Genomic DNA, 13,413 nt, shown 5'->3' on the forward strand with positions numbered 1-13,413 from the left:
ATGGTCGTTGACTCCTCGCTGTATGACCGTTGCGTGGAGGCAACCAGCGCCAGAAGTCGGGCGCGGTTGCTGCCCTGGAAGGAAGACAACGCTGGTCAGCGATCTTCGCTTGGTGATCTCCGGCGTTGGTGCCTGAGACAAGGGTGGGCGTTAGACCGTTTGGGCGGAGTCGCCCGGAAAGGGGGCCATATGGCGAGGAGTGGCCAGAAACAGGGGCCACAATGGTGGCTTCCCGCCTACTCGCCCGTCAGGATGATCCTATGCACGAGCCGATGAGCATCGGGGAGCTGCTGCGCCGGCTCCGCGCTGACGCTGGGCGCTCGCAGAGCGAGCAAGCCGATGCGCTGTCCGAACGTGCCGGTCGTGCGGTCACTCGCAATGAAGTGTCGCGCTGGGAGACTGAAAAGCGGATGCTGACGCCGTACTGGCAGCAGCATCATGCCGACAGCTTCGGTATTCCCGTGGCCATTGTGAAGCGAGCGGTTGCAACTGCCAAGGCCAAGCGTCGGCTTGAGCGGCAGGTCGCATCGCCAGAAGGGGGAAGTGTGGAGCGACGTGAGTTTATTGGCGCAATAGCAGGGCTGGCCGTCTCTCTACCTGGTATCGGCCTCGATCTGCCCTCTCTGGACGGTCCTGGTCGTGGCGCTGTAGACCCGCAGGTCATCGATCACTTCATCAGGTTGCGGGATGCACTGGTGTCCGCCGACAGCTTGCTCGGGCCGGGAAATCTGGTGCGGTCAGCGCGCGAGCAGGTCGGCAATATTGCCAAGCTATACGAGCGGATTGAATCCAGCTCGCGGGGACGACTGTTCGAGGTCGGCGCTCTGTTCGCGGAGTTCAGCGGTTGGCTTGCTGATGACCTCGGGAACTTCGAGGCTGGCAGGGCATGGTCGAGCAAGGCGCTGGAGTGGTCGCACTCGTCAGGTAACCCGGACATCGCAGCCTTCATCCTGATGCGCATGAGCCAGCAAGCCCAGTTCCTTGGCGAGCGCGCACCGGCCGTCACGCTGGCGCAGGCTTCGGTGCGCTACGACGGGCAGGTAGTCAGCTCACATGTTCGGGCAGCCATCCACCAACAGGCCGCCCACGCCAGTGCGCTCGACGGTCAAGAGCGCGCGGCTCTCGACTACATGGACCGGGCCCAAGCTTTGGCGGATGCAGCCCAACCGACTGACGACCCTTACATGCTGGGTAGCTACTGCACATCGAGCTACGTGGCTGTGCAGCGAGCGGCGATGTTCAGCACGCTGGGCAACGACCGGCGAGCGTTGGACGAGTACGACCACGTCATGCAGCAGTGGCCTCGGTCGTTCCACCGCGAGCGCGGCTTGCACCTAGCGCGCCGCACCATGGCCGCGGCACGAGCTGGTCTTCCGGAAGCTGCGCTGGAGAGCGGCACCGAGGCCCTGAAGATCGCCCGCGAGACCCAGTCACACCGGACGGTTCGAGAGTTGACGACCAGCACCAGGCTTATGCTCCGATGGCAGGCGCTCCCAGGCGTCGTTGAGTTCATCCGTGCGGTGACAAGCGAAGGGGACTCGGGTGGCAGCGCTCAGCGTTGACGAGCTGGTAGGCCGGGACGAGTGGGACCAAGTCATCGAGACGCAGCGGCGCCCCTTTCTGGTCTACAAGTTCGCCGCCACCCTCGACGGCCGGATCGCCGCCGAGGACGGCACCAGCCAGTGGATCACCAGCGCCGAGAGCCGGGCCGAAGTCCACTTGCTGCGCGCGGGCTGTGATGCCACGGTCGTCGGTTCCGGCACCCAGCAGGCAGACAACCCCAACCTCGCCGTGCGCGGCAACGACGATCCGCGGCTCGACCTGTCGATCGTGAACAACCCGGAGCGGCAGCCGCTGCGAGTGGTGATCGACAGCAACGCCAAGACACCGCGCGACGCCAACGTCTGCAACGATGCCGCACCAACGCTCATCGTGGTGGCCGAAGACGTCGACGCTTCACACCTCGACGGCGTGGTCGAAGTGCTACGAGTCAAGCGAGCTGGCCGCGGGCTCGACCTTCACGCTGTCTTGGCCGGCCTCCTAGAGCGTGGTGTGCGAGCCGTCTTCCTTGAGGGTGGGCCAACCTTGGCCGGCAGCTTCATCGCTCAGGGCTTGGTGGACCGAGTGGTGAACTACGTGGCACCTGCGCTGCTGGGGTCAGGCAAGAGCGGCTTGGAGGATGCGGGCATCCGCAGCATGTCCGGCATCCTGCGCTTGGAGTTGGTCGACGTGGCTCGGTCGGGGAGCGACGTGCGGTTGGTGTCGCGACCGGTGCGGTAGGTCAGTCGCTCCTACGCATTCTCAACGACGAATCTCGCTGACACCCGTTGCTACACAGAGGGGGTGTAACCATCCGGCGAAGGACGAAAGCGGAGGGATCTGAACCCCCCGGACGGTTGCCCGTCTCCCGCTTTCAAGGCTGCATCCGGCTGTCCAGGCTTGTTCGGGCTAGTCCCCAGTTGTCGGTGTTGCCTGGTCAGGAGTGCTGTCCCGTCCCAACCCGTCCCGGACCGTTGCTACACCCGTAGCTACACCTCGTCCTAGTGGCTGGCCTTATGGCTGTCCCGTCCCGCTGGTCCTAGGTGGGGCGGCTTTGGCATGTCCGGTGGCCGTCGGCGCGGAGCGGAGCGGGAGCCCGGCGTGCCGGGATGGACGGGGAGCCGGTGCCAACGCGACAGGCCCCGTGCGCCGCCGACGGCGGCGCGCCTTGATCCCGTAGAGCCAAGTTCGGCAGCAAAGTGTGTTCAGGTGACGTCCGAACCTAGCGATACTGATCAGCGTGTTGAGTCAAGCGCAGTCTGCCGCTCAGTTGCCAGCTGTGATTGCAGCTGCCGGTGCGGTGGTGGTGGCACTGGTCACGGCCAGCGCTGCCTTCTTCGCGTCGAAACGGGATCGCAGACGCCAACTATACGGTGAGGCCTATAAAGCCGCGTTGGCCTGGAAAGAGATGCTCTACCGAGTTAGGCGACGTCAAGCAGACAAAACATCGGATTTGATGGAAAGGTCCCACGATCTTCAAGAGGAGATCTACTACTACACAGGCTGGATCGGTAGTGAATCGAAAATCCTACAAAAATCATATGTAAGGTTTGTGCAGAAGATAAAGGAGGAGACAAGGGCGTCGCTCAAAGCTGCCTGGGAGTCTGATCCGCCAAGTTCTGTTCAATGGAAAAGCCTGGAAGCGGAGACGCATCCAGACATCGATTCAGCTGCAGAAGAGTTCCTGCGAGATGTTCGCGGTCATCTGTCGATGTGGCAAGTGCCGCGAATTCTCCTGCTGTGGCGAAATCGGTCCCGACGTAGGCGAGTTTGAACACTAATGTGCCTGTGCAACTTGACGGGAGATGTTTGATGGCAGAAGAAGCTAGGAAGACGCATGTAACCAGGAATTCAGTTGCTGAGAAGGTGAGGCTTGCGTTGTGGGCGCGCACCGCTGGACGTTGCACAATCTGTAATATCAGATTGCTTGGTGACGGAAAGACGTACTTTCACTCCGTAATGTCTGCTGAGCTGGCTCACAATGTTGGTGCTACCGATGGGGAAACGTCTCCACGTAGCGAATCTGCTACCCCTGAACTTGACAGGGAAAGCGAGGAGAACTTGTTGTTGGTTTGCCACGATTGCCATCGTGTCATCGACGACAAAGACCACATCAAGTTTTTTCCTGAGGAAAAGTTGCGTGACTTGAAAAAAACGCACGAGCGACGAATTGAAATGGCAACCGCTAGCGGAGGGTTGACGCGAACCGCAGTTGTCCGAGTAGGTGCAAATATTCGCGGAAACTACTCGATAGCTTCCCGGAAAGAAGTTGCAGAGACGCTCTTTGCGCTCAACTATCTAGGCCTAGTGGAAAGCCAGTGGAGCGGTGACTTCACGTGCCAGATCCAGGGTCATGTCGGCGGTAAGGGATATTGGGACTCTGCCGAACAGCGAATCGACGACACCCTAGGACGGGTTAGACAAGCCGTAGAACAAGGCGATGTCGAGCACATCTCCGTGTTTCCGTTTGCCCCGATCCCGTTGCTTGTCTATCTCGGCTCCGAGCTGGACGATAAGACCACGACGAAGATCTTTCAAAAACATCGTGGGCCGGACGCTGGCTGGTCGTGGAACGCCACTAGCTCCCCGGTGGATTTCCAGAGCGAGGTTCTTTTCGAGGACAGGGAGGCCAAGGAGGTCGTTCTTGTATGTGAGTTGAGTAGCCCGGTTGAGCCGGGCAATATCCCCTCTGAAATTTCGCGACTCCCTCGTCACGTATTGCGGCCGGTAGGTGAAACGCCGTCGCCAGTACTTATGGCGAGCGAGCAAACTTTCAACAACTTCGCCATACGGTGGAGAACCCTCTTGGCGGAGACGGAGAAGAAGCATCCCTTGGCTGAGCGGTGGCACCTTATATCTTCTGCGCCGCTCTCTGCTGCCGTCGAGATTGGCCGTTCTTTCATGCGAAATTCTCAGCCGCCGGTTGCAGTCTATGAGCGTATGGACACAGGCTATGAACTTGCTCTTGAAGTCAATCGCCGGGGAGCGCGCAAATAAGATTAGCTGAATGGTATGAAGTTATGTATAGGTCCAGTCGGCGAATGCGGAAGAGAAATTAGATGCGTTCCCGAGATGGGTTTATCTGCTTCGATGTGGCTACCGAGCAGACTCGTGAGTGATGCTGCTAGCGCGGCCATATCGGCCGCAGAACCGTGAAAGGTCGGTAGAGAGCAGCCGCGTGTGGGGATGAGTTCGTCCTGCTCCTGCACATCCGACCAGAAAGTGTGAAAAGGTTCAAGTCGACCTTCTTTCAACACGACTCTTCCCGTTTGTCGGTCGACCTCGTTCGCGCCGGCCGGTACTCCTGGTGCACTGATGCTGATGATACCAAGAGTTCCGGTCTTGACATCTGTGGCGACTTGCGCCACTAGAGGTCTACCTTCGACTGATGCCAGCCGGTCTAGTATTTGTCCAATCATCTGAGAGATCGTTGCATCGATCACCACGTCAACCTCGCTGAAATCGTTTATACCTAGTGGAACGTTGCCGCTGTGGGCCTCAACGTCAATGTCGTCACGAATTGATTTGATCCGCTCTTGAAGCGCCTGCGTTTTTCCACGTCCAACGTCCAACTCCTCGAAGTTCTGGCGAACAAGAAGTCCGCCTGTGATTACGCCAGGATCGCACAGAACCATTCGTCTTACTCCGGCCCGCGCGACAAACTCTGCAATCCAGGACCCAAGTCCACCGCAGCCCCAGACATGAACATTCTTTCCGTAAAACGCGTTAATTGGTCTTGTTGAATCGCGACGTATTGTAACACTGGCTCTTTCGTCGGACACAAGGCACCACTCCACGGGCGTGCTAGGTTCGAAAGTTTCTACCGTGACGCCGATTAGGTTGGTGTCACGTTCTCGAACTTGTTTCCGCAACATATCTGCTATGTCTGCACCAAGTATTCCAGCTAGAAGGTGTGGTGGGCCGCCTGCTGGATGAGGGACCGTAAGAACAAATAGTTGCGGGCTCCCGTCCTGCATCTTGCTCGCCACCGCGGCTAGCGCAGTGAGAAAAGCAGGTGTCTGCGGGTTAGTCCTAACTGATTTTCCGAGCCATGATTGCTCAAGGGGATCATTCAGGCGAGCAAGAACTTCTATAAAGGTGTCGCCAATGCCCAGAGGGAGTGGTGTTGAAAGCGCCAGTACGGGCACCTGTATTTGCTCGTATTCTGTGCGTTTGAACTGAAGATCCCAGCGACGACCGGATCGGAACGTGCAGAAGCCGGATTGGACGAAATTTCGCGGCGGATAGGCGTCTCGCACGACGATCATCGGCAGGCTGCTGGAACCGTAATTCAGGCTTCCTCCGACTGCGTGATACAGGGACGATTCAGGGTTGAATTTGTTCGCTGAAGCGTCTCTCAGCCAGTCGTGAAGCCGATCTACGGCTTGGCCGATCCCGAGGTTTGGATTCCATTCCCGAGCGACGTCCAGATAGATGCAAAGTATGCGGCCATTCATCACATGCGGGAATCCGACAAAGCGATTGTGTTCCACTTCGACAAACGGAGGCGAAGGGAATCTTCCGATCCATAGTATGAAGTCCTCTTCCGCGTTTAAGAGCAGCCCGCCGGCCTCGTGCGGAAGATGTCCTGTTTTGAGTCGCACTGGAACGCGCAGATATCCGGACTCGTGCAAGTTCGGACGCTGTCGGAGGGTGAACTCGCCATGAAAGGAGAAGGCGATTCTAAGAAGTTCTTCCTCGGCAGCGCGCTGCCAAGTCGTCCGTTTGTTTCTGCTCAACCTGCACGACCTGAACGACTCGATGACCAGGTTCCGTCATCGGAGTCGGCGCCGACCGCACCAGCAGCACCATATTTGCTGCTACTCGATGAAGTGGCTGGCGCTTGGAACTTGTCGCCGAACAGGCTTTGCCACTTCGCCACGCTCGTTTCGGCGTCCGTTTCGTTGTACGCGTCCTTGATTTCGGCAGCGTGGACATGGATACGGTCACGAAAATACCCGTAGGTCTCCGGGCTCCATCGATGATCGAATGTAGCGCCGGACCTTGAAGGGTCTTGAATGGAAGGCTTATACGGTTGATTTTGCAGCCACTCATCGAGATCTGAGACGATCTGCAGGAGCGCCGTGGGAAGATCTGAATAGTAGCCAGGGGTGACTATTTTTCGCCATTCTTCGACGCGTTCGCCCAGCAGTGTGGTGATTAGGATCGATTTCGTGCCGGTGAATGAGTTCTTGTGGTCCCTTAGGAATTTCAGAAGCCGAATGACCTTGCGGAGATTTCCGCCTGTGATCTTGTCCTTCTCCTGCATCCAGGTGGTGAATCCGCTTGGGTTCGTGGGCTCCCAGCGTTTGTTGTCCCGGTCGATGATATGTTGAGTTCCGTCTGACTTGATCACGTACGGGACAATGTCAACGTGCATGGCGTTGTTTGCGTACTGGACGTAGATGCAACGGCACTTTCGGCCGTGCTTCATGTTCTTGTAGTCCGAGTGGTTATGAAGGACGTTGTACACCGCATCGCCGTATCGTCGAAGATCACTCTGCCACTCGGGTTCCTCCTTCATTTGGAGCATGAAGTCTCCATCGAAGGCCTTACCGTTCTGGGGACTGATGATAGTCCTCTGGGGCCATGACCCTTGCGGGATCTTCTTGATGATCCGCGGTCCAAGTACAGGATCTGCCTTCAGGGCGTTATAGATCGACTCAACCCTACTCTCAAGCACATCAAGTCTAAACTGACTGAGGTTCACGACATTCTTCAGAAAGTTGTCGAAGTAGCTCGTGTGCTTCATGGATGGTCTCCCGTAGCGTCGAGTTATTCCATGTGATCGCTGGAGGTGACTGTCCGTGTTACATGCTTTGGTCAGGATGTCGTCAGCGAGCACGCCGAGTCTAGCTAGTGAAGAACCTTCAGGTAGGTACGACGCGTGCCTGCGAACTAATGCGCATAGCTAACGAAAAATGGTCTGTACCATATGTAGTCTGTCCACTACTTGGCCAATCTGGTCAAATCAGCGTATTTCCGCTGGATAAGCCTTAGTGGGCACAAGATCAGCTCCAGCGATTGCCAGTTGTCTGGACTCGCCGGCCTTGTTGGCGTACCCGACGGCAACCATGCCAGCTGCACGTACTGCAACCATGTCTGACTCAGAGTCACCGACGAAAGTGCACCTGTCGGCGGGAGTCGCGACCAGATCAAGGGTCGTCATCACTAGATGAGCGTCAGGCTTGAGCAAGGCGGGGTCACTCGACGAGCGGCCCACGACCGCCGTGACGTGATCCATCAAACGGTGTTGGTAGAGGTAGGTTTCGACGGCTGCGGCAGGTGACGATGATGATCTACGCGCCCGTCTCCCTTGAGGACAAGCGGGGAGGCTTTGAAGCGGCTCACGGACGAGCTGGGCTGAGATCGTTGCTACACCAGAGGGGGTGTGACCAGCCTCAACGGCCGGTCACTCCCCCTCTGAACTGCGGAAGCGGAGGGATTTGAACCCCCGGACGGTTGCCCGTCTCCCGCTTTCAAGGCGGGTGCATTCGGCCGCTCTGCCACGCTTCCCGGTGTGCCGGAGCAGGTTACCGGTCCAGTTGGCGCAGGTGTGTGATGACCCGGGTGAACACCGTGGCCAGCACCTCCTGCTCCTCCCGCGACAACAAGTCGATCATGTGCTCGCGCACCCCCTCGACGTGAGTCGGCGCCGACGCCTCCAGCAGCGCCATCCCCTTGTCCGTCAACTCCGCGAACACCCCGCGCCCGTCCTCCGGGCACTCCAGCCGCCGCAGCAGCCCTTCCCGCTCCATCCGCGCCACCTGGTGCGACACCCGGCTCTTGGACGACGCCACCTCGTCCGCCAACTGCGACATCCGCATCCGCCGCCCCCGGCGCTCGGACAGCCGCACGAGCACCTCGTAATCAGGCAACGACACCCCGTGCCCGTCCTGTAGTTCCCGGTGCAGCCGGTCGGCGAGCATCGACGCCCCGACCACGTAGTTGCGCCAGGCGCGCATCTCCTCATCGTCCAGCCACCGCGGCTCCTGCTCAGTCACCCCCCAAGGCTATGCCGCACATCTCCGTTAACTGACGATCCACGAGCATGTCTGGTGCCGGTCAGCTCCGGAAGGCAAACTCCTGCGCCGTACAGCGCCCTCCTACCGGGGCGCCGCAGGGAGGAACCACCCCATGACCTCGTTCAGACGCACCGCGCAGCGCTCCGCCGCGCTCGCGGTCACCGCGGCGGCGGCGCTGGCGGTCACGCTCGTGCAGAACCCCGCGCAAGCCGACAACGACAAGCCGGCCCGCACGGTCGACGTCCGACTGATCGGCATCAACGACCTCCACGGCAACATCGAGCCCCCGAGCGGCTCCTCGGGCCGCGTCACGCTGGCCGACGGCACCCAGGTCGAAGCGGGTGGCGCCGTCTACAACGCCACCCACATCAAGGACCTCCAGTCCCAGGTGCGCAACTCCGTGATCGTCGGCCAGGGCGACCTCATCGGCGCCTCGCCGATCGTCTCCGCCCTGTTCCACGACGAGCCGACGATCGAGGTGCTGAACCAGGTCGGCATGGACACCACGGCGGCCGGCAACCACGAGTTCGACGAGGGCTACCAAGAGCTGCTCCGCATGCAGTACGGCGGCTGCCACCCGGTCGACGGCTGCCAGTTCCGCGACACCTACGAGGGCGCGGAGTTCCCGATCCTCGGCGCCAACGTCACCCTGGCGAAGAACGACCGCCCCGCGCTGCCGCCGTTCTGGGTGGAGTTCCGCGACGGCGTCCCGATCGGCTTCATCGGCATGCCGCTGAAGGACGTGCCGATCCTGGTCGACCCGAACGGCATCAAGGAGCTCGAGTTCGGCGACGAGATCACCGCCGCGAACCGGTACGCGGACCTGCTGAACCGGCTCGGCGTGAAGTCGATCGTGCTGCTGATCCACCAGGGCGACAACACCGCGGGCGGCGGGCCGGACGAGTGCCGCACGGTCGCCGGCGGTCCCGGCCGCAAGATCGCCGAGCAGGTCAGCCCGAAGATCGACGCGGTGTTCTCCGGCCACAGCCACCAGCACTACAACTGCACGGTCACCGACCCGGCGGGCAACCCGCGCCCGTTCATCGAGGGCCTGGCGTTCGGCCGTGAGCTGTCCGTGGTCGACCTCAAGATCGACAAGCGCACCCGCGAGGTCATCCGGACCGCGACGGTCGCCCGCAACCACGTGGTGACCCGGAACGTCACCCCGGACCCGCAGATCCAGGCGATCATCGACCTGGCCAAGTCGAAGTCCGGCCCGATCGCGAACCGCCCGGTCGGCACCATCGCGCAGGACATCCTGCGGGCGCAGAACGCGGCCGGCGAGTCCCCGCTCGGCAACCTGATCGCCGACTCGCAGCTCGCCACCACCACCGACAACGGCGCGGTCCTCGCGCTGATGAACCCCGGCGGTGTGCGCTCCGACCTCACCTACGCCTCCTCGCCCGCGGGTGAGGGCGACGGTGTGGTGACGTACGGCGAGGCGTTCACCGTGCAGCCGTTCGGCAACATCCTCCAGACGGTGACGCTGACCGGCACGCAGATCAAGGCGGCGCTGGAGCAGCAGTGGCAGATCGTCAACGGCGCGCAGCGGCAGATCATCCTCCAGCCGTCGAAGGGCCTGACCTACACGTGGTCGGCGTCCGCGCCCATCGGCTCGAAGGTGTCGGCGATCGCGCTGAACGGGGTGCCGTTGGACCCGGCCGCGAACTACCGGGTCACGATCAACAGCTTCCTCCAGGGCGGCGGTGACGGGTTCAGCACGTTCACCGGCGGCACCGACATCACCGGTGGCGGCATCGACCTGGACGGGTTCAGCGCCTACCTGACGGCGAACCCGAACACCGCCCCGCCGGCGCTCGACCGCATCACCACGACGCCGTGAGCACCGCGCGGTGGGCGGGCGTCGAGGCGTCCGCCCACTGCGCGCGGTGACCGTCCGAATCGACCTGGTTAATTGCGTTTCACCAGTTCAGGGGACGTGTCCTCCGGTTGTGCATCGGGCCGATCAAGCGCATGCTCGACGTAGGACCTGCCACCGGCGGAACCCGAGCTGAACCCGCCGGCGGCACGCCCGGAAGGGGTAGGTGGTGCGGTGCAGGTAAGTCCTCGCGATGACGATTCGCGTTCGGACCGCGACCCCGCGGGCGGAGCGGTCATGAGACCGGCCCGGTCGCGAACGTGAGCGGTTGGACGAGGTTTTCGAGCGCACGGCGCCACCGGCGCCATCGCCGCGCTTGACGATGTTGACCCCGGAAGTCTGAGGGCGCCGTCTCCACCGTCGGCGCCGACCGCGGTCCACGCCGACCTCGCCACGAATGGTTTCGTCATCTCCACATGGAAATAACCCCCGGGTGCGGTGCCCCGACGTCGGGTCCCGCATCCGGGGCTTATCTTTGTCCGGTTTCTGTGTGGGCCCTGAGGTTGGAGGACGCGCGGTGCAGTTCAACGAGAACGCCGAACTCGACACGTCACAGGTCACCGACCAACGGGGTGTCGGCGGTCGGGTCGCCATGGGTGGTGGTGGGCTCGGCATCGTCGGCCTCATCCTCTACTTCGTGTTGTCGCAGATCGGCGGCGGTGCGCAGCTGCCGTCCGGCTCAGGGTTCGGCGACGTCGGCCAGGACCGGCAGGTGGGCTCCGAGTCCATCGAGGCGAAGTGCCGGACCGGCGCGGACGCGAACCGCGAGGCCGACTGCCGCGCGGTGGCGTTCATCAACTCGATCCAGGCCTACTGGACCGACCAGTTCGCCCGATCGGGCCGCACCTACCAGCCCGCGCAGACGAACTTCTTCTCCGGCGGCGTGCAGACCAGGTGCGGCAACGCGTCGTCCGCGGTGGGGCCGTTCTACTGCCCGGCGGACGCGCAGGTGTACATCGACCTCGGGTTCTTCCGGGAGATGCAGCAGAAGTTCGGCGCCACCGGCGGGCCGTTCGTGGAGGCGTACATCCTGGCGCACGAGTACGGGCACCACATCCAGAACCAGCTGGGCACGTCCGACCGGGTGAGCTCGCGGTCCGGGCCCAAGTCCGACTCGGTGCGGCTGGAGTTGCAGGCGGACTGCTACGCGGGCGCCTGGGCCAACCACGCGCAGACCGTGCCGACGGCGTCCGGGCAGCCCTTGATCACCGGCGTGACGCAGGACGACGTGAACGCGGCGCTGGACGCGGCGGCCCGGATCGGCGACGACTTCATCCAGGGCGAACTCGGCGGCGGTCGGATCGACACGACCCAGTTCACCCACGGCAGCTCGGCGCAGCGGCAGAAGTGGTATACGACCGGCCTCGAGACCGGCGACCCGGCGCGCTGCAACACGTTCGACACCAACGACCTGGGCTGAACACCGCTAGACGCCACTGACGCCCCTCACCGGCACATCGAGGCCGGTGAGGGGCGTCAGTGCTGTTCGGTCAGCACCTTCGAACACCTCGCCAGCAAGGCCCGGAGGGTCTCCCGCTCCGCCGCGCTGAACTCGTCCGCCAGCCGTCGTTCCACCGCGGACGCCCGCGCGTCGGCCACCTCGAACGCCGCGCGCCCCGCCTCGGTCAGCCGCGTCTCCAGCACGTTCCGGTGCACCTCGTGCGGCACTCGGGCGATCAGGTCGGCCGCTTCCAGGTTGCGCAGGATCGTGGTCATCGTCTGCGGCGTCACCCGGCAGCGGCGCGCGAGTTCGGCGGCCGACACACCGGGGTGCTCGTCCAGCACCAGCAGCGCCGCGTACTGCGGCACCGTCAGCCCCGCCGGCCGCACGGCCTGCTGCTTCACCAGCATCAACTCGTGCTCGACGCGCTTGATGTCGCCACCAAGGCGCTCCTCGACCGGCATGCCCATGGTCAGATCGTAAACTCGTTGACGACTATCAGAACTCTGATATAGCTTCGTGCACGTACTGAACGACGTGAACGGAGCACCATGCGTGTCCTGATGATTTTCGTGTTGCTGATCCTCACCGCCGCCCCGGCGTCGGCCCACACCCCACCGGAGACGATCACCGGCAGATCCACCGCGCTGCACCCCGAGGGCATCACCTGGGACCCGCTGCGGCGCACCTTCCTGCTCACCTCGATCCGCCACGGCACCGTGGAGGTCGTCCGACCGGGCGGCGCCACCAAGACCCTGATCAGCGATCCCCGGATGGTGTCCACGTTCGGCGTCCACGTGATCCGCGACCGCGTCTACGTCGCGTACGGCGACATGGGCGTGGGCAGCCGGTCCACCGCGGACACCACCTACAAGGCCTCCGGGCTCGGCGTCTTCGACCTCGCCACCGGACGTCCGCTGCACGTGGTCGACCTCGCGATCGGCCCCGGCCGGCACTCCGCGAACGACGTCGCGGTCGACCACGCCGGCAACGCGTACGTCACCGACCCGGCCACCGACGCGCTCTACCGGGTCGACCGCCGCGGCCACGCCACCGTGCTCGCCCGTGACCCCCGGCTCGGCAGCACCACCATCGGTCTGAACGGGATCGTCTGGCACCCCAACGGTTTCGTGCTCGCGGTCCGCTACGACACGGGCGCGCTGTTCAAGGTCACCCGTGGCGGACGGGTCTCCGAGATCACCCTCGACCGCCCGCTGGTCGGCGGCGACGGCATGGACCTGCGCCCGGACGGCTCGCTCGCCGTCGTCACCAATTCCCTTGGCGCACCAGGGGAAGCGGCCGTCAGCGTGCTGCGCTCGAACGACGACTGGCGCACCGCCCGCACCACCCACCGCGCCGCGCCGTGGGCCGACGACGAACCGACCACCATCGCCCGCTCACCGCACGGCAGCTACGTCGTGGACGGCAACCTCGGCCCGCTGGTCACCGGCGCGGGCATGTCCGATGTGTACACAGTGCGACGGTTCTCCGAGACCTCTGCGCACTGAGCTGCGGATCCCGCGTGCGAC

General features: G+C 62.7%; 12 protein-coding genes and 1 tRNA gene. 7 read left to right on the forward strand and 6 right to left on the reverse strand.

The window, feature by feature from the left end; translation table 11 throughout:
- Positions 1-260: 260 nt before the first annotated feature.
- The 4 genes from F4560_RS33355 (at position 261) to F4560_RS33370 (ending at position 4,536) form a co-directional block, all read left to right on the forward strand.
- Positions 261-1,562: a helix-turn-helix domain-containing protein gene (locus F4560_RS33355; RefSeq protein ID WP_221483718.1), complete on the forward strand. Its 1,302-nt coding sequence runs from the start codon at positions 261-263 to the stop codon at positions 1,560-1,562.
- The gene (locus tag F4560_RS33360) at positions 1,543-2,280 is read left to right on the forward strand and encodes a RibD family protein (RefSeq protein ID WP_184926939.1); all 738 of its coding nucleotides are present in this window, start codon (positions 1,543-1,545) and stop codon (positions 2,278-2,280) included. Before F4560_RS33355 ends, F4560_RS33360 begins: the two co-directional genes overlap by 20 nt.
- A gap of 499 nt (positions 2,281-2,779) precedes the next feature.
- Positions 2,780-3,313, forward strand: coding sequence for a hypothetical protein (locus F4560_RS33365; RefSeq protein WP_184926940.1), 534 nt, complete (start codon positions 2,780-2,782; stop codon positions 3,311-3,313).
- A 185-nt stretch (positions 3,314-3,498) separates the two neighbouring features.
- Positions 3,499-4,536 carry an SAVED domain-containing protein gene (locus F4560_RS33370; RefSeq protein ID WP_221483719.1) on the forward strand — a complete coding sequence of 346 codons (1,038 nt, stop codon included), beginning with the start codon at positions 3,499-3,501 and terminating at the stop codon, positions 4,534-4,536.
- A 2-nt stretch (positions 4,537-4,538) separates the two neighbouring features.
- On the opposite strand, the gene F4560_RS33375 is transcribed toward F4560_RS33370, so the two are convergent.
- The 5 genes from F4560_RS33375 to F4560_RS33395 all read right to left on the reverse strand — a co-directional run bounded on the left by F4560_RS33375 (position 4,539) and on the right by F4560_RS33395 (position 8,543).
- Entirely contained in the window at positions 4,539-6,278 is a 1,740-nt protein-coding gene (locus F4560_RS33375) for a ThiF family adenylyltransferase (RefSeq protein WP_221483720.1), read from the reverse strand.
- Complete coding sequence (locus F4560_RS33380) at positions 6,275-7,291, reverse strand: SMODS domain-containing nucleotidyltransferase (protein WP_184926943.1); 1,017 nt, start codon at positions 7,289-7,291, stop codon at positions 6,275-6,277. The genes F4560_RS33375 and F4560_RS33380 overlap by 4 nt, the downstream gene beginning before the upstream one ends.
- Positions 7,292-7,510: 219 nt before the next feature.
- Positions 7,511-7,909: an HAD family hydrolase gene (locus F4560_RS46730; protein ID WP_184929546.1), complete on the reverse strand. Its 399-nt coding sequence runs from the start codon at positions 7,907-7,909 to the stop codon at positions 7,511-7,513.
- A gap of 61 nt (positions 7,910-7,970) precedes the next feature.
- Positions 7,971-8,055: transfer RNA gene (locus tag F4560_RS33390), tRNA-Ser, on the reverse strand.
- Positions 8,056-8,072: 17 nt separating this feature from the next.
- Complete coding sequence (locus F4560_RS33395) at positions 8,073-8,543, reverse strand: MarR family winged helix-turn-helix transcriptional regulator (protein ID WP_312869629.1); 471 nt, start codon at positions 8,541-8,543, stop codon at positions 8,073-8,075.
- A gap of 133 nt (positions 8,544-8,676) precedes the next feature.
- Between F4560_RS33395 and F4560_RS33400 the strand changes: the two genes are divergently transcribed.
- Together F4560_RS33400 and ypfJ are read left to right on the forward strand one after the other, a co-directional pair.
- Positions 8,677-10,407: a bifunctional metallophosphatase/5'-nucleotidase gene (locus F4560_RS33400; protein ID WP_184926944.1), complete on the forward strand. Its 1,731-nt coding sequence runs from the start codon at positions 8,677-8,679 to the stop codon at positions 10,405-10,407.
- A gap of 553 nt (positions 10,408-10,960) precedes the next feature.
- Positions 10,961-11,863 carry a KPN_02809 family neutral zinc metallopeptidase gene (gene ypfJ / locus F4560_RS33405; RefSeq protein WP_184926945.1) on the forward strand — a complete coding sequence of 301 codons (903 nt, stop codon included), beginning with the start codon at positions 10,961-10,963 and terminating at the stop codon, positions 11,861-11,863.
- Positions 11,864-11,919: 56 nt separating this feature from the next.
- Here ypfJ and F4560_RS33410 read toward each other — a convergent pair whose 3' ends face one another.
- Positions 11,920-12,354: a MarR family winged helix-turn-helix transcriptional regulator gene (locus F4560_RS33410; RefSeq protein ID WP_246477916.1), complete on the reverse strand. Its 435-nt coding sequence runs from the start codon at positions 12,352-12,354 to the stop codon at positions 11,920-11,922.
- An 81-nt stretch (positions 12,355-12,435) separates the two neighbouring features.
- Here F4560_RS33410 and F4560_RS33415 point away from each other — a divergent pair, with 81 nt between their 5' ends.
- Positions 12,436-13,392, forward strand: coding sequence for an SMP-30/gluconolactonase/LRE family protein (locus F4560_RS33415; RefSeq protein WP_221483722.1), 957 nt, complete (start codon positions 12,436-12,438; stop codon positions 13,390-13,392).
- Positions 13,393-13,413: the final 21 nt, after the last annotated feature.

Source organism: Saccharothrix ecbatanensis (assembly GCF_014205015.1).
In the GTDB taxonomy this organism is placed as follows: domain Bacteria; phylum Actinomycetota; class Actinomycetes; order Mycobacteriales; family Pseudonocardiaceae; genus Actinosynnema; species Actinosynnema ecbatanense.

Excerpts from the sequence above, each read along its gene's own strand:
- F4560_RS33355 (WP_221483718.1), top strand. The coding sequence starts at position 261 with ATGCACGAGCCGATGAGCATCGGGGAGCTGCTGCGCCGGCTCCGCGCT.
- F4560_RS33370 (WP_221483719.1), top strand. The coding sequence starts at position 3,499 with ATGTCTGCTGAGCTGGCTCACAATGTTGGTGCTACCGATGGGGAAACG.
- F4560_RS33380 (WP_184926943.1), bottom strand. The coding sequence starts at position 7,291 with ATGAAGCACACGAGCTACTTCGACAACTTTCTGAAGAATGTCGTGAAC.
- F4560_RS33400 (WP_184926944.1), top strand. The coding sequence starts at position 8,677 with ATGACCTCGTTCAGACGCACCGCGCAGCGCTCCGCCGCGCTCGCGGTC.
- F4560_RS33410 (WP_246477916.1), bottom strand. The coding sequence starts at position 12,354 with ATGGGCATGCCGGTCGAGGAGCGCCTTGGTGGCGACATCAAGCGCGTC.
- F4560_RS33415 (WP_221483722.1), top strand. The coding sequence starts at position 12,436 with ATGCGTGTCCTGATGATTTTCGTGTTGCTGATCCTCACCGCCGCCCCG.